We start from the raw sequence: 17835 nt of genomic DNA, 5'->3' as shown, positions 1-17835 counted from the left end.
GGAGCCCTGCCCCTCAAGCAGGGCGTTCAACCCCCGGCTTTCTCCCCTTTGGCCGGGGGTCTATTTTTTCAGGCGTCGTCAGCCTCAAGCACCTCGCCCGGCAGCGCTTCCAGCCATTGGCGCACAACACCATCCACTTCATCCATCCCGGTCTTTTTCAGACTCGAGAACATCTGCACGGTCACCGCATCGCCCCACTCGGCCAGCCCTTTGCGCGTCGCGGCCAGGGTTTTGGCTTGTTCATTACGTGTCAGCTTATCGCTCTTGGTCAGCAGCACGTGCACCGGCCGGCCGCTGGGCGCAAACCAGTCGAGCATCTGACGATCGAGTTGGGTCAATGGGCGCCGGGAATCCATGATCAACACCAGACCAATCAGATTCGGGCGTTCGCGCAGGTAGTTTTCGAGCAGCGCCTGCCACTGGCGGCGGATTTTTTCGGGTACTTCGGCATAGCCGTAGCCCGGCAGGTCCACCATCACGGCGCCACAGCGCAGCCGGAAAAAATTGATCAACTGGGTTCGACCGGGCGTCTTCGACACAAAGGCCAGACGTGTGTGCATCGCCAAGGTGTTGATGGCGCTCGATTTTCCAGCATTGGAGCGCCCTGCGAAGGCGATTTCAGCGCCATTAGGTGGTGGCAGACCCCGGGGTTCGGCGACTGAGATTTCAAATGCGGCGTGACGGAAGAGGGACATTCGGAAGGCACTATGGGGAAAAGGGGCGGGTGTTGCATCGCGCAAACCTAGCAAGCTGTTATAGAATATCAGGATTTGAACGACCGACAACGGCACCCGAGGACATCAAGATCATGCTGAAGCGTTCCCTGCTGCTTTCCCTTTTCCTGGCCGCTGGCAGCGTTCAGGCCGAACAAAAAGCCCCCGATCTCGAAAAAGGCAAGCTGACGGCCGAGGGCATCTGCGCCGGCTGTCATAACCCCGACGGCAATAGCCCGCTGCCTGCCAACCCGAAACTGGCGGGTCAGATCCCTGAATATCTGGCCAAGCAACTCACTGAGTTCAAGTCCGCCGACGGCAATCCGCCCGTTCGCGTCAATGCTGTGATGAACGGCATGGCAATGGCGCTGACTGACGAAGACGTCATCAACGTGGCGCACTATTTTGGTAGCCAGACACTCGAACCCGCGGTCGCCAAGAATGGCGAGACCATCGAATGGGGCCAGAAACTGTGGCGCGCCGGCGATGCCACCAAAGGCCTGCCCGCCTGTGCTGCCTGCCACGGCCCCGCAGGCAAAGGTCTGCCGACGCAGTTCCCGCGCCTGTCTGGCCAGTTTGCCGAATACACGGCCGCTCAGCTGAAGGCCTTCCGTGCCGGCGAGCGCGCCAACGATCCGGCCAAGATGATGCAGATGATTGCACTCAAGATGACCGACAAGGAAATCGAGGCCGTATCAGACTTCATCGCCGGACTGCGCTGATTCGTTAAAGCGCACCGACGCGGTTAAAAAGGGAGTGATTCGTCACTCCCTTTTTTTATTGGCGCCATCCGTCGCATGACGCCTGACGCCTGACGCCTGGGAGAGACTTTCCCGGCTTCAAGCGCCAGGGCAACACTCTGATACTGACAATCGACGCGCTCGCCCTGGTCGCGTCGAGCAACAACAACGCCGCCATTCGAGCCACCGTGGGCGACGCTGATGAGACATGCAAATGCCTCTCACGACACGTTCCGCAAGGCCATGCGAAACAACAAGGCCGATCAGGAAGGCTGTTTAGAACGACGTGGCGCGGATAACACGGCCAACTCGGCTTCGCTAAAACCCGCAGTGCGTCGCGCAGGAAGATTGAGGGGCGGCTTGGGCCACGGCGCATTGAATTGATCAATCAGCGCCAGATACGTTGCTTCGGGCGCCAGCCCCCGCTGCGCGCAGAAGTATCGAAACCAGTGATCGCCGAGCGCCACATGGCCGATCTCGTCGTGCAGGATGATCTCCAACACGGCCAATGTGGCGGCATCGCCGACATGACGTAGCTTGTTCATGATCGGCGGCGTCGCATCCAGTCCGCGCGCCTCTAACACGCGCGGCACCAGTGCCATCCGGGCAAGCGGATCATCCGACGTTTGGACGGTCATCTCCCACAAGCCATTGTGCGCCGCGAACCGCCCATAGTCGGACCCCAGCGCCTGCAGCCGTTCGCGCAACAAACCGAAATGCATCGCCTCTTCGACGGCGACCCGCACCCAACCGTGATAGAACGCGTCCGGCAACCCACGGTAGCGATAAGCACAGTCCAGCGCCAGGTTGATCGCATTGAATTCGATGTGGGCAATGGCATGCAACAAGGCGGCGTGACCGTCGGGGCTGCCGGGACGGCGCTTGCGCAGCTTGTTTGGCGCCACCAGTTCAGGGCGCGCGGGCCGACCGCACTCAACGATTGATTCGGGCGGCGTGTCGTCATCAAGACACAACTGGCCGGCATCAAACGCGGTTTTCAGGGTATGCACACGCGCGCACTTTTGCACGACATCGCACTCGAGCAAGGCACCCCGCAAAGCAGCGAACAAGGATTCCGGCACGCGCGGTGCCGCCATCACCGCATCATGCCCGGCAGCATCCCCTTCATACCACGCATCATCTTCGACATGCCGCCCTTGGAGAACTGCTTCATCACCTTCTGAGTCTGTTCAAACTGCTTGAGCAGTCGATTGACCTCTTGCACCGGCACCCCGGCGCCGCTGGCAATACGCCGCTTGCGCGATGCCTTGAGCAGTTCAGGCTTAGCACGCTCAAGCGGCGTCATCGAATTGATGATGCCTTCAACGCGTCCAACCATCTTTTCTTCGGCCCCGCCCTGCAACTGACTGGCGGCTTGCGCAAACTGTGCGGGCAGCTTGTCCATCATCGACGTCAAACCGCCCATCTTGCGCATCTGGCCGATCTGCTCCTTGAAATCATTCAGATCGAAGCCCTTGCCCGATTTGAGCTTCTGCGCAAAGGCTTTAGCCTTGTCCTCGTCGACGCCACGGCGCGCGTCCTCGACCAGGCCCATGATGTCGCCCATGCCGAGAATCCGGGACGCCATGCGCTCCGGGAAGAACTCTTCCAGGCCATCGAGCTTCTCGGCCACACCAGCGAACTTGATCGGCTTGCCGGTCACGTGACGCACCGACAGTGCCGCACCGCCACGCGAGTCGCCATCCAGCTTGGTCAGCACGATACCGGTCAGGGGGAGTGCCTCGTTGAAGGCCGCCGCGGTATTGACCGCGTCCTGACCCAACATGGCATCGACCACAAACAAGGTCTCGACCGGCAGAATCGCGGCATGCACCGCCTTGATTTCGGCCATCATCGCTTCGTCGATGGCGAGCCGGCCCGCCGTGTCGACCAGCAACACATCAAAGAAGTGCTTGCGGGCGTAATCCAGCGCCGCCAAGGCGATATCGACCGGCTTCTGGGTGGTTTGCGACGGGAAGAATTCCACGCCGGCTTGCCCGGCCACGGTTTTCAGCTGCTCGATTGCCGCCGGCCGATACACGTCGGCCGACACCACCAGCACCTTTTTCTTCTTGCGCTCGCGCAGCAATTTGCCGAGCTTGCCAGTGGTCGTCGTTTTACCGGCGCCCTGCAAGCCCGCCATCAGCACCACGGCAGGCGGCTGTGCGGCGAGATTCAAGCCTTCATTCTTCGCCCCCATGAGGGCACACAATTCGTCGTGCACCACCCCGACGAGGGCCTGCCCCGGCGTGAGCGAACCGACCACCGCCTGGCCGACAGCCTTCTCGCGCACCCGCGCAACGAAATCCTTGACCACAGGCAAGGCCACGTCGGCTTCCAGAAGTGCCATGCGCACTTCACGCATCGCGTCCTGAATGTTGTCTTCGGTCAGCCGGGCGTGGCCACGGAGGGTTTTGACGACTTTGGAAAGCCGCGTGGTCAAATTGTCTAGCATGATGGTCCGGGATTCTGGCTTGGAGTAAACTTGCGCAATGCCATCGATTCTACTGCATCTGCTGCCCGCCTCCATGTATGCCGCTCTTGGCGTGCACTTCTGGCGTACCCGCTGGCACCCCTCCGGCCATACACCACGTCGCGGCCTATCGACCTTGGAGCGCGTCGCGCTTCTCATTGCCCTGCTCGCCCACGGCGCGGTGCTCCATGGCGAGCTCTTCCCTGGCGAGGGGATGCATTTCGGCTTTGGCACCGCCATGTCGCTGATGGTGTGGCTCGCAGTCTTGTTCTACTGGATCGAAAATTTTTTCTCCCGGCTGGATGGCCTGCAAACCTTTGTGATGCCAGCCGCCGCCGTTGCGGCGCTGCTCCCCGGGCTGTTTCCGCCACCTCACTTGCTGGATAAAGCCGATTCGCCAGCGTTCCGGGCACATTTCATCGTGGCCATGCTGGCCTACAGCCTGTTTACCCTCGCCACCTTGCATGCGCTACTCATGGCCATTGCCGAAAAGCGACTGCACAGCGCGCGTCTTTCGAACGCCTTTGCCTCTCTGCCGCCATTGCTGACAATGGAACATCTGCTGTTCCGCCTGATCCGCATCGCCTTTGTGCTGCTCACCCTGACGCTGATTTCGGGCGTCGCCTTTTCCGAAGTGCTATTCGGAAAAGCCTTTTCGGTCGACCATAAAACGGTGTTCGCCGCAATCTCATGGCTGCTCTTTGGCGGCTTGCTGGTCGGTCGCCATCTGTGGGGATGGCGCGGGAAACTCGCCCAGCGCTGGACGATTGCCGGCTTCGCGGCCTTGATGCTGGCCTATGTCGGCAGCCGGTTTGTCATCGAAATCCTGCTTCAACGCGCGGCCTGAAACCGGAGTCGCTGCCTTGACATCACCGCATCGCGCCGGAATACTCGACGCTCCCCTTTTCGCCTAGCAGGCCGTGACCGACATTCCTCTTTCAGTGCAGATCTCTGCACTCGCCTTGCTGTTGGTGTTTTCCGGCCTGTTCTCGATGGCCGAAACGACCATGATGGTCGCTAACCGCTATCGCCTCAAATCCATGGCCTCAAGCGGCCACCGAGGTGCCACTCTGGCGCTGAATCTGCTCGGGCAGACAGAAAAGCTGCTCGGCGTCATTTTGCTGTTCAACAATCTGGTCAACGCTGCCGCCGCGACGCTGGTAAGCGTGATCACGATTGCCTTGTTCGGCGAGGAACGTTGGGCGCTCGGCGCGGGCACACTTGCCGTGACCTTCATGATTCTCGTTTTTTCAGAGATCACGCCAAAGGTGATCGGCGCGAGGTATGCCGACCGACTCGCGGTCATCTACGCCTTTCCGCTGACCTTTTTATTGCGCGCCTCCTATTTTGCGGTCTGGTTCGTCAACCTGTTCGTCGCCGTTCTCCTGCGCGCACTCCGACTGGCCCCTCAAGGCGAAAACGGACAAGACCAGGTCTCGACGGAAGAACTGCGCAGCATGGTTCTCGAGGCGGGACACGTCATTCCATCAAAGCACCGCAGCATCCTGCTGAACATGTTTGAACTGGAAGACATCACCGTCGAGGACGTCATGACGCCAAGAGGCGCCATTGAGGGCATCGACCTGTCGGACACCATCGAAGATATTCGCCAGCAACTGGCAACGAGCTACCACACCCGTTTGCCGGTGTTCGACGGCGAGACCGACAACGTCGTCGGCATCCTGCACCTGCGCCGCATGCTCAGCCATACGCTTGAAGAGCGTCTGGACCATGAAGCCTTGCGCAACATACTCTCCAAGCCCTACTTCATTCCGGCAGACACGCCCGTCTACTCACAGCTTCAGTTCTTCCAGGAGAACAAGCAACGCATGGGCCTCGTCGTGGACGAATACGGCGAATTGCTCGGCTTGGTCACCGTCGAAGACATCATCGAAGAGATGATCGGAAAGTTCACCACCAGTGCGCCAGCCGGCGGTGATCACGTTGCGTGGCACGCCAGCGACAGCGTTCTTGTCGACGGTGCGCACAACCTGAGAGACCTCAATCGCAAATTAGGCCTCAACCTTCCGGTAAATGGTCCGAAAACAGTGAACGGGCTGATTGTTGAATACCTCCAGGATATTCCTGAGGCCGGACTCTCAATCCGGATTGGCGATGTACCCATCGAAGTGGTGCAGACTCAAGATCGCATGGTGAAGACCGCACGGCTGTTCAAGCCGCGGACATAAACCAAGTTGTGACAAGGGTTTGCGCCTGAAGCTTTACAAGCCACATCAAGCGATGCAACATGCTATGTCGGATCCATAACAGGTGGTCATGGCTGCAAATCCTCAAACTGCGCTCACGGGTCTTGCGCGCGCACTCGTCCAACAAAACCGCCTGACAGAGGCGGACGCTGCGGCGTGCACGTCCGAACAGCAAAACAAGGTCAACGGTTTCATTCTTGAAGCCGCCCGCCGAGGCCTGCTCGGCGAACGGGATATCGCCCGCTTCGCTGCAGACACCTTCGGCCATCCGTTGCTGGACATCTCGGCGCTCGATCCGAGCAATATCCTGGTCGATGCGATCGACCGAAAGCTGATCGGAAAGCACCATGTCCTGCCGATCGCCAAGCGCGGCAATCGCCTGACCGTCGCGCTCGCCGACCCAACCAACCTGCGTGCACTCGACGAAATCCGCTTTCAGAGCGGCCTGTCCGTCGACCCGGTGGTTGTCGAGGCGAGCAAGCTGCTTGCAGCCATCGACAAGCAAGGCGAGTCCGCGAAGGAGACGCTCGAAGCCCTCACCGGTGACGAATTCGACATGGACATGCTGGAGCAGGACACGCCCAGCGAAGCCGCCGCCGACGATGCACAGGCGGAAGTCGATGACGCGCCAGTCGTTCGATTCATTCAGAAGGTCCTGATCGACGCCATCAATGAAGGGGCGTCTGACATCCATTTCGAGCCTTACGAAAAGTATTACCGCATTCGCGTACGAACCGACGGCACCTTGCGCGAAGTGGCGCAACCGCCCCTGGTGCTGCGAGAGAAAATCGCTGCCCGTATCAAGGTCATCTCGCGTCTGGATATCTCGGAAAAACGCGTCCCCCAGGACGGCCGGATGAAGCTGGTGCTTTCCAAGAACAAGGCCATCGACTTCCGGGTATCGACGCTGCCAACCCTCCATGGCGAAAAAATCGTCATGCGTATTCTCGACCCCTCGTCCGCCATGCTGGGCGTCGACGCGCTGGGTTACGACCCCGAACAAAAGGCCGCATTGCTGGAAGCCATTGAGCGCCCTTATGGCATGATTCTGGTCACCGGCCCCACCGGTAGCGGCAAAACCGTTTCACTCTATACCTGCCTGAACATCCTGAACAAGGCCGGGGTCAACATCTCCACCGCCGAGGATCCGGCTGAAATCAACCTGCCCGGCATCAACCAGGTCAACGTCAACGAAAAAGCCGGACTGACCTTCGCTTTTGCGCTAAGAGCCTTCCTACGCCAGGATCCGGACGTCATCATGGTCGGCGAAATTCGCGACCTGGAAACCTCCGAGATCTCCATCAAAGCGGCACAGACCGGACACTTGGTGCTATCGACTCTGCACACCAACGACGCGCCGACCACGCTTGAGCGTCTGCGCAACATGGGCGTTGCGGCATTCAACATCGCCTCCTCGGTCATCCTGATTACCGCGCAGCGACTTGCGCGACGCTTGTGCAGCTGTAAACAAGCACTGGACATCCCACACGACGCACTGATCGAAGCCGGCTTTTCGGAAACGGATCTGGATGGCAGCTGGACACCCTACGGCCCGGTAGGCTGCGACAAATGCAAAGGCAGTGGCTACAAAGGCCGGGTAGGTATCTACCAAGTCATGCCAATCACGGATGAGATCGCCCGCATCATCATGAACAACGGCAACTCAATTGAGATCGCCGCGCAAGCGGAGCTCGACGGTGTGATGGACCTTCGCCGCTCGGGTCTACGCAAGGTCAAGGCCGGCATGACTTCTCTGGCAGAAGTTCTGGCGACGACCAACGACTAATTCGAGGCACGACACACATGGCAACCGCTACCCGCTCTACTCGCCGCACCGCCCAAGATGTCAAAGAGCATCTTTACGACTGGGAAGGCAAGGACAAGAAAGGCAAGATCATTCGCGGCGAAGTACGCGCCGGGGGTGAGGCGGTTGTCCAGGCAACACTGCGCCGTCAGGGCATTCTCGTCACCAAGGTCAAGAAGCGGAAGCTTTCTCGGGGCCGCCGCATCACCGACAAGGACATCGCGCTGTTTACTCGCCAGATGGCAACCATGATGAAGTCCGGCGTACCACTGCTTCAGGCCTTTGATATTGGCATCAAGGGATCGGGCAACCCCTCGCTGGGGCGTTTGCTGAATGACATTCGCAATGACGTTGAAACCGGCAGCAGTTTGTCGCAAGCGTTTCGGAAGCATCCACTTCACTTTGATCAACTCTTCTGTAATTTGGTAGCGGCGGGCGAGCAAGCAGGTATTTTGGATAGTCTGCTAGATCGCCTTGCAACCTATAAAGAAAAAATTATCGCCATCAAAGGCAAGATCAAGTCGGCACTTTTCTATCCAATGGCGGTCATTGTCGTCGCCACTTTGGTGGTGTCGGTGATGATGATCTTCGTTATTCCTGAATTCAAAAATGTGTTCGCTAATTTTGGCGCAGATCTTCCCGCCCCAACACAGATCGTAATTGCCATGTCAGACTACTTTGTCGACAATTGGTACATTGTTTTTGGCGGTCTCGCCGCGATTATTGTCGGCTTGAGCATGGCATATCGAAGATCAGAGAAAGCTCAGAACGCCATGGATCGTTTCATCCTTCAGGTACCGGTCATTGGCGATGTCATCCGGAAAGCCACAATTGCACGCTGGACCCGTACACTTGCAACCATGTTTGCGGCTGGAGTTCCACTGGTGGAGGCGCTTGACTCTGTCGGTGGCGCAGCCGGAAACCATGTTTACAAAGTCGCAACCAAACAGATCCAGTCCGACGTCAGCACAGGCACCAGCCTTACCGTATCCATGCAAGGCGTTAAGGTTTTTCCGACCATGGTTGTACAAATGGTATCCATAGGTGAAGAGTCCGGACAACTCGACGGTATGTTGAGCAAGGTCGCTGATTTCTTCGAGCAGGAGGTAGACGACGCAGTCGCGGGACTATCTCAGTTGCTTGAGCCAATGATCATGGTGTTTCTAGGTACTGTTATCGGCGGCCTAGTCGTCGCCATGTATCTCCCGATTTTCAAACTCGGCGCCGTCGTCTAACTTTCCTGGCCCGCCCTGGATCCTAGGGCGGCACCAAGCCCCCATGACAGAACTCTTCAACGAACCGACAGCGCTCGTCGCGCTCAGTTGCCTTCTCGGGCTGTTTATCGGCAGCTTTCTGAACGTCGTCATCCATCGCCTCCCCATGATGATGGAAAACGAATGGGCACAACAGGCGGCCGAAATGCGCGGGGAAGAAGTCAGCGCGCCAGCCCGTTTCAATCTGGCCACGCCCTGCTCCCGCTGCCCGCACTGTGGCACCCCGGTCACCGCCATCGACAACATTCCGGTATTGAGTTATCTGGTGCTCCGCGGCCGTTGCCGTCACTGCAAAGCGCCAATCAGCCGGCGCTACCCGAGCATTGAAATCGCCACTGCGGCCCTTTCAGCACTTGTCGCGTGGAAGTTCGGCAACAGCGTCGCCACCATAGGCGCCCTGCTATTCGTCTGGGCGATGATCGCATTGACGTTTATCGATCTGGACACCCAGCTTCTACCCGACACCATCACCCTGCCACTGATCTGGATTGGACTCCTATTCAATCTGGGCGGCACATATACATCCTTGCATGATGCAGTGGTCGGCGCTGTCGCAGGGTATCTCAGCCTGTGGTTGGTCTTTCACCTATTCCGTCTGGTCACCGGCAAGGAAGGAATGGGTTACGGCGACTTCAAGCTACTCTCCGCCGTTGGCGCCTGGCTTGGCTGGCAGATGCTGCCGCTGACCATTCTGATGTCCTCAATTGTCGGTGCAACAGTCGGGATTGCCTTGATGCTCTTCGCTCGCCATGGGCGGGATACACCGATTCCGTTTGGCCCCTACCTCGCCGCGGCAGGCCTGCTGGCCCTCTTTTTCGGTGAAAGCTTGAACGCGCGTTACCTCCAGGCGTTCTGACACCAGCACAAAATCAAATCAGTGTTACGCCTGCGAGACAGTGCACACCGCTTCCCGCTCCCTCGCCAATAAGTTAGACTTACGGGCTTGATTTTTCGGAGCTTGTCATGCCGATCTACGCCTATCGCTGCACCGATTGCGGTGCTCAAAAAGATCATTTGCAGAAGATGAGTGATGCACCACTGACGGTCTGCCCCGCCTGTGGCGCGAACGCCTACACCAAACAGCTCACCGCGCCCGGCTTTCAGCTGAAGGGCTCGGGCTGGTACGCCACAGACTTCAAAGGCGGCAGCGCCAGTGCCCCCTCCAAAGCCGAGACTGCCCCGACCTCCTCCGGCACGACCGACGCCAGTTGTGGCGGCGGCTGCGCTTGCCACTGACCGTATCGAATGAAGAAATACTTCGTCACGGGGCTCCTGATCTGGATCCCGCTCGCCATCACCTTCATGGTGATCGCCTGGATCGTCAGCACCCTGGATCGAATCCTGCTGTGGATACCCGAACACTGGCAGCCCAAAGTCTTGCTCGGGCTCGACATTCCGGGCATCGGCGTCGCACTGACCTTGCTGATCATTCTGCTCACCGGCTTGATCGGCGCCAATGTGCTTGGTCAGCGTCTGGTGCTGGTCTGGGAGGCGTTGCTGGCGCGCATCCCGGTGGTGAAATCCATCTATTCAAGCGTCAAGCAGGTATCCGACACCCTGTTTTCCAGTTCCAGCCACGCGTTCCGCAAAGCGCTGCTGGTTCAGTATCCCCGCCAGGGTGCCTGGACCATCGCATTCCTCACCGGAAAACCGGGTGGCGACGCGGCCCGCCATCTGACCGGCGACTACATCAGCATCTACGTCCCGACCACGCCGAACCCGACCTCGGGGTTTTTCCTGATGGTCCCGCGCGCAGACGTCATCGAACTGGAAATGAGCGTTGACGAAGCGCTCAAGTATGTCATTTCAATGGGTGTGGTCACGTCCGGCAAAAAGGCCGACATCGCCGAGCTCGCCCCGGTCAAACCCTAACAACTCGGGGCGATTCGCCCCAAGCGTACAAAATACGGAATCAGAATCATGCGTACTCAATACTGCGGCCAGGTCACTGCCGCCAACCTCGACCAGATCGTCACCCTGTGCGGCTGGGTGCATCGCCGGCGAGATCATGGCGGGGTGATTTTTGTCGACCTGCGCGACCGCGAAGGTCTTGTTCAGGTGGTCTGCGACCCCGACCGCGCCGACATGTTTACCGTGGCTGAATCGCTTCGCAACGAGTTTGTCGTACGCATGACGGGCAAGGTCCGACGCCGCCCTGCCGGCACCGAAAACGCCAACCTCACGTCCGGCGAAATCGAAGTGCTGTGCCACGAAATTGAAGTCCTCAACGCCTCGGTCACGCCGCCGTTCCAGCTCGATGACGACAACCTGTCGGAAACCACCCGCCTGACCCATCGCGTGATCGATCTGCGCCGCCCGGCCATGCAGCGCAACATGATGCTGCGCTACAAGACAGCGATGGCCTTCCGTCGCTTTCTCGACGCCAAGGGCTTCATCGACATCGAGACACCGATGCTCACCAAGAGCACGCCGGAAGGCGCGCGTGACTACCTGGTGCCGTCGCGAGTTCATCCGGGTCACTTCTTCGCCCTGCCGCAGTCGCCGCAACTGTTCAAGCAACTGCTGATGGTGGCCGGTTACGACCGCTACTACCAGATCACCAAGTGCTTCCGTGACGAAGACCTCCGGGCCGACCGGCAGCCCGAGTTCACCCAGGTCGATATCGAGACCTCCTTCCTTGGCGAAGCCGAGATTACCGCGCTGATGGAAGAGATGATTCGCAGCATCTTCAAGGAAGTGCTGGACGTCGATCTCCTCGCGCCCTTTCCGCGCATGAGCTACGCCGAAGCGATGTCGCGCTTCGGCTCGGACAAGCCCGACCTGCGTGTAACGCTCGAAATCACCGATGTCACCGACGCTGTCAAGGACGTTGCCTTCAAGGTCTTCTCCGGCCCGGCCAATTCCGAAACCGGCCGTGTCGCAGCCATGCGCATCCCTGGCGGCGCTCAGCTCTCCCGTGGCGAAATCGACGAATACACCAAGTTCGTCGGCATCTACGGCGCCCGGGGTCTGGCCTACATCAAGGTCAACGACATCAGCAAGCTGAGCGATGAAGGCCTGCAATCGCCGATCGTCAAGAACCTGCACCCGCAGGCACTGGCGACCATCATCGAGCGCACCGGCGCGCAGAACGGCGACCTGATCTTCTTCGGCGCAGACAAGACCAAGATCGTGAACGACGCCCTCGGCGCATTGCGCAGCAAGGTCGGGCACGAGAAGGGCTACGTCAATGGCAAGGCCTGGGAGCCGCTGTGGGTGGTGGATTTCCCGATGTTCGAGTATGACGACGAAGACAAGCGCTGGACCGCCTGCCACCATCCCTTCACCAGCCCCAAGGACGAACACCTCGACTTGCTCGTCAGCGACCCGGGCAAGTGCCTCGCCAAAGCCTATGATCTCGCATTGAATGGCTGGGAACTCGGCGGTGGCTCGGTACGTATCCACCGTGCCGACGTGCAAAGCAAGGTATTCAGCGCGCTGGGAATCGGCGACGAAGAGGCCCAGCAGAAATTCGGCTTCCTGCTCGATGCGCTGAAATACGGCGCACCGCCGCATGGTGGCCTGGCCTTTGGCCTCGACCGCATCGTCACCATGATGACCGGCGCAGAGTCGATCCGCGACGTGATTGCTTTCCCCAAAACGCAGCGCGCCCAGTGCCTGCTTACCGAGGCGCCCTCGCCCGTTGACGACCGCCAGTTGCGCGACCTGCACGTCCGCCTGCGTCAAAAAGTCGAAACCTCGGTGGAAGTCACCAAGGACTAATTCCACCAAAATGGTGTCAAAGACTCAGCGAGGCGACTTCGGTCGCCTCGTTTGTTTTAATCCCCACGCTCAAGATCACCCTGCAATAGCCGACAATTCAGCTTGAGTCCCTTTTTCTACGGCACCACCAACATGCCTGACCTATCCGCCGTTACCGCCCTCGTCATTGAGGCCAACCCCAACATGCGTACGCAGTTGCGCAACATGCTGGGCGAAAGCGGTGTCGACAAGGTCCAACTGGCCGTATCGGCAGGCGCCGCGGTGCGCAAACTGCGCGAGACGCGCTTCGACCTGATCCTCTGCGAATACCACATCGGTGATGGCCAAGACGGCCAGCATCTGCTCGAAGACCTGCGCCACAACAACATCATTCCGCTGGCAACGCTGTTCATCATGGTTACGGGGGAGCGCCAATATGAAAAAGTCGTTTCCGCCGCCGAGCTAGCGCCCAACGACTACGTCCTCAAGCCTTTTGCCGCAGACACGCTGCATATCCGAATCGCGCGCGCTGTGATCAAGCGTGACGCCCTGCTGCCCACCTACAACCTCATCGACGCCGGCGACATTCCCGGTGCCCTGCGAGAATGTATCGAGGGCGAGCACAAGCACCCCCAATACCTCCTCGATTTCCTCCGGCTGCGCGCAGAGTTGCATATCTCTGCCGGCGAGGCCGATGAAGCCGAAAAAGTCTACCAACAAGTCCTCGAACTGCGCGCTATCCCCTGGGCCCGGCTTGGCCTCGCCAAAGCGCTCTACATGCGCCAGCGCTACGACGATGCTGAAGATCTGCTCACCGGTCTGGTAGAAGAGAACGACCAATTCCTTGACGCCTACGACTGGCTGGCCCGAACGCGCGAAGCCGCGGGGGAAATGGCCAAGGCGCGCGACATTCTGGCCCGCGCGGCAGCCGTTTCTCCCAATCGCCTCAGTCGCTTGCGCCGCCTCGGCGCTATCGCGCTGGAAATGGATGATTCGCACACCGCCGAAGCTGTGCTGGGCGAGGTTGTTCGCAAAGGTAAATATTCCGACTTTCGTGATCCGGACGACCACGTGTGGCTGATGCAGGCGCAAATCGGCAATGGCAAGCTTGAAGAGGCCGCCGCCACCTTGCGCGACCTGGATCGAACCATGGCCTCGACCGAGCGCGGCAAGCTGTGCACCGCATTATCCTCGGCCATGCTCCATGGCAAACTCGGTGACAGGGCCAAGGCAAAGGCCGCTGTTGAGTCGGCCCTCACCGAATCACGCCGGCTCGGCAAAGTCTCTCTCAGCCTCAAACAACAACTGGCGCAAGCCTGCTTTGATCACGGCATGGAGGCCGACGGCTCCGAAGTAGTGCTCGACATCATACGCACCGCCGACACGCCTCGCGTCGTTGAAAACACCCGCAAGATGCTTGACACAAGAGGCTATTCAAACCTCGCGCAAGAGCTTGAAAAGCAAGTCCACCACGAAGTCCGGGCGCTGGTCGCCACCGGCGCCGAAAAAGCAAAGGCCGGCGATTTCGACGGTGCGGTCGACGAAATGCTCAGTGCCGTGGGCAAAATGCCCAACAACGTCCATGTGCTCTTCAACGCCGCGCTGGCACTGCTGCGCCATATCGAAAACCGGGGCTGGAACGAACAATATGCCGACCAGGCCCAACGCCTGATCGACCGGGTTCGCCGTCAGGACCCGAACAATGCCCGCCTGCCGGCGCTGAAAGACTTCCACGCCACGCTCAAGGCAAAATTCGGTATTCGCGACATCAAGGTCTGAACCAACGCGCCGGCGCAACGCAGCGGAACTGCTACACTCCGAGCATCACCCGGTGGATGGATCGCGCATGCGCCGCCTGACCCAAGCCTTCCTTGTTTTCCTGCTCGCCGCGTTTACGCTGCTCCCGGCATGCTCGCGCGAAGCGCCTCACAACGCCGCGTCAACGCGCAGCGAACTTGCCTGGCTTCCGCCCGAAGCGCTGAACACATTGGCATTGATCCAGCGCGGCGGCCCCTTCCCTTACAGCAAAGATGGCACCACCTTCTTCAACCGCGAAGGCCAGTTGCCACGCCGGTCACGCGGCTACTACCGCGAGTACACCGTCCCCACGCCGGGCGAACGCACTCGCGGCGCACAACGCATCGTCACCGGCGGCAATCCGCCCGAGGTGTTTTACTACACCGCCGATCACTACCGCAGTTTTCGACGCATTCCGGAGACGCGATGACCCCCTTTCCGTCAAAAACTGACCCGGGCCTCGCGCTCGACGGCCCCAACCGCATTCTGTCCATGCGCCAAGGCGAATCTGAAGCGATCATTTCTGCCGCTCAGACACGTGAGCGATGTATTTTCGACGTCGCCCTCGACGGCCTGACTGACAAAGGCCAGATCCTCGACGCCCTCGCCCAGCGCTTCGACATGCCGCGCTGGTTCGGACACAACTGGGACGCCCTCTACGACTGTCTGACCGACCTCTCGTGGCTGCCCGGTAAGGGCTACGTGCTGGTCCTCACCAAGGTGGCGCCCGACACCCGCGCCGCTTCCATCCTCACCGACCTGCTCACCGACTGTTGCGAATACTGGCAGGATCGCGGCGTGCCGTTTCACGTATTTGCCCAAACCACGCGCAGTGCCGACGCGGCGTGACAGCCAACAACGGCAAGCGCCCCCACTCCGTTCTGGTGGTCATCCACACCCGAGCGATGGAAGTTCTTGTGCTGCACCGGCAGCAACCCTTTGACTTCTGGCAATCCGTCACCGGCAGCCTGGAGCCCGACGAAACACCCCGAGAGGCCGCCATCCGAGAAGTGTTCGAAGAAACCGGCCTGTCAGCACCCGGCGAGGCCCTCGTCGACTTGCGCCTGAACAACCGATATCCGATTCCCCCAAAGTGGCGCCACCGCTATGCGCCCGAGGTTAGCCATAACAGCGAATCGGTGTTCAGCCTGTGCTTGCCGGCACCGCTACCGGTCACACTTGCAGCCGCTGAGCACCATACCGCTGAGTGGCTGTCCGCCCGAGACGCCATCGACCGTATCTGGTCCTGGACCAACCGGGATGCTGTTCGGCTGTGCGCACGCATCAACCCGCACACCGCGAATCCCTTCACACCCGATCGCCAAGCTTGAGCGGCTAGCACTGAAACATCTGCTTGCGTCCTTGTCACTTGAAAAACCCTGTCTCGCCACTATTTTTTCAAGCGGGAATCTTGACCCATTTGACAAGGAGGATCTCATGAGCAACATCACACGCCGCGATCCGCTCGAAGACTTCTTTCGCGGATTTTTCGTACGCCCTGTCGAGTTTGGGGGCAGCGCCACCGAAGCGCCGCAAATGCGCGTCGACGTCAAGGAAAGCCCCGAAAGCTACGCCGTTCACGCCGAACTGCCGGGTGTTACCAAGGACGACATCCATGTCAGCATCGACGGGCCAGTCGTTTCAATCACGGCCGAACGCAAGCAACAGTCCGAACAAAAGGACGGCGAACGGGTACTGCGGACGGAGCGGTATTACGGTAAGGTCTCACGCAGCTTCCAGCTCGGCCAGGACGTTGATGAAGCGCGCGCTGGCGCAAAATTTATCGATGGTGTGCTGGAACTGACACTGCCAAAAAAAGCGTCCGTTCAAGCCAGACGCCTGACCATCGAGTAATCTGACCCCATCCCGCCCGGGCACCGTTCACTGGCGCGGCCCGGGCGGCCGGTTCACACTGGCGCCAATCCTTTTTGATTGGACACTGGCGCCCATGCTCCATCGCACACATCGCTGGCTTCTCGTCTTGAGTGCCGCCCTGGCGCCCTCGTCCGCCATGGCAGCCGAATTGCGCGTCGGCCCCAACGAGCCCATTCAGCGCATTGCCGACGCCGCCCGCCTGGCACAAGACGGCGACACCGTCAGCATCCAGCCGGGCACGTATCACGGCGACGTTGCGCTCTGGACCCAAAACCGGCTCACCATTCGCGGGCTGGGTGCCGGCGCGGTACTCGAAGCCGCCGGCCAGTCGATCGAAGGCAAAGCCATCTGGTTAATCCGCGGCGGCGACATCCAGATCGACAACATCACCTTCCGTGGCGCCCGCGTACCGCATTTGAACGGCGCAGGCATCCGCTTCGAACGCGGGCATCTGAGCATCACCAACAGCCGCTTTATCGACAACGAAAACGGCATTCTCACCAGCAACGACCCAAGCGCCCGGCTCCATATCGAAAACTGCCAGTTTGGCGACGCCCCCCGCCACCCCGGCGCACTGCATCACCTGCTTTACGTCGGCCAAATCGACCAGTTCACGCTGCGGGGCAGTCGCCTGCAAGGCGGTTACAACGCTCACCTTGTCAAAACACGCGCCCGAAGCAATCACATCGAATACAACTGGATCGTCGACGGCCCCGATGGCGAGGCATCATATGAGCTTGAATTTCCCGAAGGCGGTATCGCCACCGTCATCGGCAATACCATCGGGCAGTCCGCCAACACCTCAAACACCACCCTGATCAGCTATGGCGCTGAAGGCTACCGCAGCGATGCAAACCGCCTCGCACTTAGCCATAACACGCTGGTGAATGAGCGCGCCGCTGGCGGCATATTTCTGCGCGTCTGGCCCAGCCAAACGGCCGCAACGCCAGCGATCATGGCGCGAAACAACCTGTTGATCGGCCTCGGTGCCTTTGCACTCGGCAACCCCGGCGAGTTCATCGACAACCCCAGCACCATCCCGCCAGCCGCCTCGAGCGAGCACGCCATCGATGTTCGGCTGGCGCCCGATACATTACTCCGCGGCCATATCAGCGCCGCGCCGACATGGCGCGACATCCCCCTGCAACCCACACACGAATTTCGCCATCCCGCCGGCACCGTGGCACTTGAGCCCCCTCAACGCTGGGCCCCCGGGGCCTGGCAAACCCCCCGGCCACGTTAAACAAACA

At 59.9% G+C, this 17835-nt stretch carries 18 protein-coding genes; 15 read left to right on the top strand and 3 right to left on the bottom strand.

Annotation, left to right across the window (positions count from 1 at the left end):
• Positions 1-68: 68 nt before the first annotated feature.
• Positions 69-695 (bottom strand): ribosome biogenesis GTP-binding protein YihA/YsxC, encoded by a 627-nt coding sequence (yihA, locus tag FHP91_RS00160; protein WP_144307693.1) that lies wholly within the window; start codon positions 693-695, stop codon positions 69-71.
• A 113-nt stretch (positions 696-808) separates the two neighbouring features.
• Between yihA and FHP91_RS00155 the strand changes: the two genes are divergently transcribed.
• Positions 809-1435, top strand: a complete 627-nt coding sequence (locus tag FHP91_RS00155) for a c-type cytochrome (protein WP_144307692.1) — start codon at positions 809-811, stop codon at positions 1433-1435.
• Between the two features lie 281 nt (positions 1436-1716).
• Here FHP91_RS00155 and FHP91_RS00150 read toward each other — a convergent pair whose 3' ends face one another.
• Both FHP91_RS00150 and ffh read right to left on the bottom strand, forming a co-directional pair.
• The gene (locus FHP91_RS00150) at positions 1717-2550 is read right to left on the bottom strand and encodes a ferritin-like domain-containing protein (RefSeq protein WP_144307691.1); all 834 of its coding nucleotides are present in this window, start codon (positions 2548-2550) and stop codon (positions 1717-1719) included.
• Positions 2550-3908, bottom strand: a complete 1359-nt coding sequence (ffh, locus tag FHP91_RS00145; RefSeq protein WP_144307690.1) for a signal recognition particle protein — start codon at positions 3906-3908, stop codon at positions 2550-2552. The genes FHP91_RS00150 and ffh overlap by 1 nt, the downstream gene beginning before the upstream one ends.
• 37 nt (positions 3909-3945) lie before the next feature.
• Here ffh and FHP91_RS00140 point away from each other — a divergent pair, with 37 nt between their 5' ends.
• The 14 genes from FHP91_RS00140 (at position 3946) to FHP91_RS00075 (ending at position 17828) form a co-directional block, all read left to right on the top strand.
• Positions 3946-4773, top strand: a complete 828-nt coding sequence (locus FHP91_RS00140; RefSeq protein ID WP_144307689.1) for a cytochrome C assembly family protein — start codon at positions 3946-3948, stop codon at positions 4771-4773.
• A 73-nt stretch (positions 4774-4846) separates the two neighbouring features.
• On the top strand, positions 4847-6115 hold the full coding sequence (locus FHP91_RS00135) for an HlyC/CorC family transporter (protein WP_144307688.1): 1269 nt from the start codon (positions 4847-4849) through the stop codon (positions 6113-6115).
• A gap of 88 nt (positions 6116-6203) precedes the next feature.
• Entirely contained in the window at positions 6204-7919 is a 1716-nt protein-coding gene (gene pilB, locus FHP91_RS00130; RefSeq protein ID WP_144307687.1) for a type IV-A pilus assembly ATPase PilB, read from the top strand.
• A 17-nt stretch (positions 7920-7936) separates the two neighbouring features.
• Positions 7937-9172, top strand: coding sequence for a type II secretion system F family protein (locus FHP91_RS00125; RefSeq protein WP_144307686.1), 1236 nt, complete (start codon positions 7937-7939; stop codon positions 9170-9172).
• A gap of 43 nt (positions 9173-9215) precedes the next feature.
• Positions 9216-10067: a prepilin peptidase gene (locus FHP91_RS00120; RefSeq protein ID WP_144307685.1), complete on the top strand. Its 852-nt coding sequence runs from the start codon at positions 9216-9218 to the stop codon at positions 10065-10067.
• A 107-nt stretch (positions 10068-10174) separates the two neighbouring features.
• Positions 10175-10447, top strand: coding sequence for an FmdB family zinc ribbon protein (locus FHP91_RS00115; protein WP_144307684.1), 273 nt, complete (start codon positions 10175-10177; stop codon positions 10445-10447).
• Between the two features lie 9 nt (positions 10448-10456).
• On the top strand, positions 10457-11083 hold the full coding sequence (locus tag FHP91_RS00110) for a DUF502 domain-containing protein (RefSeq protein WP_144307683.1): 627 nt from the start codon (positions 10457-10459) through the stop codon (positions 11081-11083).
• Positions 11084-11131: 48 nt separating this feature from the next.
• Positions 11132-12934 carry an aspartate--tRNA ligase gene (gene aspS, locus FHP91_RS00105; protein ID WP_144307682.1) on the top strand — a complete coding sequence of 601 codons (1803 nt, stop codon included), beginning with the start codon at positions 11132-11134 and terminating at the stop codon, positions 12932-12934.
• 132 nt (positions 12935-13066) lie between these two features.
• Positions 13067-14692 (top strand): response regulator, encoded by a 1626-nt coding sequence (locus FHP91_RS00100; protein WP_144307681.1) that lies wholly within the window; start codon positions 13067-13069, stop codon positions 14690-14692.
• 67 nt (positions 14693-14759) lie between these two features.
• A complete protein-coding gene (locus FHP91_RS00095; protein WP_144307680.1) occupies positions 14760-15140 on the top strand; it encodes a ribonuclease domain-containing protein in 381 nt (126 codons plus the stop codon).
• Positions 15137-15559 carry a barstar family protein gene (locus FHP91_RS00090; RefSeq protein WP_246116171.1) on the top strand — a complete coding sequence of 141 codons (423 nt, stop codon included), beginning with the start codon at positions 15137-15139 and terminating at the stop codon, positions 15557-15559. The genes FHP91_RS00095 and FHP91_RS00090 overlap by 4 nt, the downstream gene beginning before the upstream one ends.
• Positions 15556-16041 carry a dihydroneopterin triphosphate diphosphatase gene (gene nudB / locus FHP91_RS00085; RefSeq protein ID WP_144307679.1) on the top strand — a complete coding sequence of 162 codons (486 nt, stop codon included), beginning with the start codon at positions 15556-15558 and terminating at the stop codon, positions 16039-16041. Before FHP91_RS00090 ends, nudB begins: the two co-directional genes overlap by 4 nt.
• A gap of 106 nt (positions 16042-16147) precedes the next feature.
• Positions 16148-16564, top strand: coding sequence for an Hsp20/alpha crystallin family protein (locus FHP91_RS00080; protein WP_144307678.1), 417 nt, complete (start codon positions 16148-16150; stop codon positions 16562-16564).
• A 94-nt stretch (positions 16565-16658) separates the two neighbouring features.
• Positions 16659-17828: a right-handed parallel beta-helix repeat-containing protein gene (locus FHP91_RS00075; protein ID WP_144307677.1), complete on the top strand. Its 1170-nt coding sequence runs from the start codon at positions 16659-16661 to the stop codon at positions 17826-17828.
• Positions 17829-17835 lie beyond the last annotated feature (7 nt).

The sequence above is a fragment of the Denitromonas halophila genome (assembly GCF_007625155.1).
Classification (GTDB): Bacteria; Pseudomonadota; Gammaproteobacteria; order Burkholderiales; family Rhodocyclaceae; genus Nitrogeniibacter; species Nitrogeniibacter halophilus.
Note: the sequence above shows the minus strand (reverse complement) of the source record. Positions and strands in the feature narration are given on the sequence as shown.

Coding starts and splice junctions, on each gene's coding strand:
- aspS (WP_144307682.1), top strand. CDS start 11,132: ATGCGTACTCAATACTGCGGCCAGGTCACTGCCGCCAACCTCGACCAG.
- FHP91_RS00120 (WP_144307685.1), top strand. CDS start 9,216: ATGACAGAACTCTTCAACGAACCGACAGCGCTCGTCGCGCTCAGTTGC.
- FHP91_RS00115 (WP_144307684.1), top strand. CDS start 10,175: ATGCCGATCTACGCCTATCGCTGCACCGATTGCGGTGCTCAAAAAGAT.
- FHP91_RS00080 (WP_144307678.1), top strand. CDS start 16,148: ATGAGCAACATCACACGCCGCGATCCGCTCGAAGACTTCTTTCGCGGA.
- FHP91_RS00125 (WP_144307686.1), top strand. CDS start 7,937: ATGGCAACCGCTACCCGCTCTACTCGCCGCACCGCCCAAGATGTCAAA.
- FHP91_RS00075 (WP_144307677.1), top strand. CDS start 16,659: ATGCTCCATCGCACACATCGCTGGCTTCTCGTCTTGAGTGCCGCCCTG.
- pilB (WP_144307687.1), top strand. CDS start 6,204: ATGGCTGCAAATCCTCAAACTGCGCTCACGGGTCTTGCGCGCGCACTC.
- FHP91_RS00090 (WP_246116171.1), top strand. CDS start 15,137: ATGACCCCCTTTCCGTCAAAAACTGACCCGGGCCTCGCGCTCGACGGC.
- FHP91_RS00100 (WP_144307681.1), top strand. CDS start 13,067: ATGCCTGACCTATCCGCCGTTACCGCCCTCGTCATTGAGGCCAACCCC.
- FHP91_RS00095 (WP_144307680.1), top strand. CDS start 14,760: ATGCGCCGCCTGACCCAAGCCTTCCTTGTTTTCCTGCTCGCCGCGTTT.
- FHP91_RS00110 (WP_144307683.1), top strand. CDS start 10,457: ATGAAGAAATACTTCGTCACGGGGCTCCTGATCTGGATCCCGCTCGCC.
- FHP91_RS00140 (WP_144307689.1), top strand. CDS start 3,946: ATGCCATCGATTCTACTGCATCTGCTGCCCGCCTCCATGTATGCCGCT.
- FHP91_RS00155 (WP_144307692.1), top strand. CDS start 809: ATGCTGAAGCGTTCCCTGCTGCTTTCCCTTTTCCTGGCCGCTGGCAGC.
- FHP91_RS00150 (WP_144307691.1), bottom strand. CDS start 2,550: ATGGCGGCACCGCGCGTGCCGGAATCCTTGTTCGCTGCTTTGCGGGGT.
- yihA (WP_144307693.1), bottom strand. CDS start 695: ATGTCCCTCTTCCGTCACGCCGCATTTGAAATCTCAGTCGCCGAACCC.
- ffh (WP_144307690.1), bottom strand. CDS start 3,908: ATGCTAGACAATTTGACCACGCGGCTTTCCAAAGTCGTCAAAACCCTC.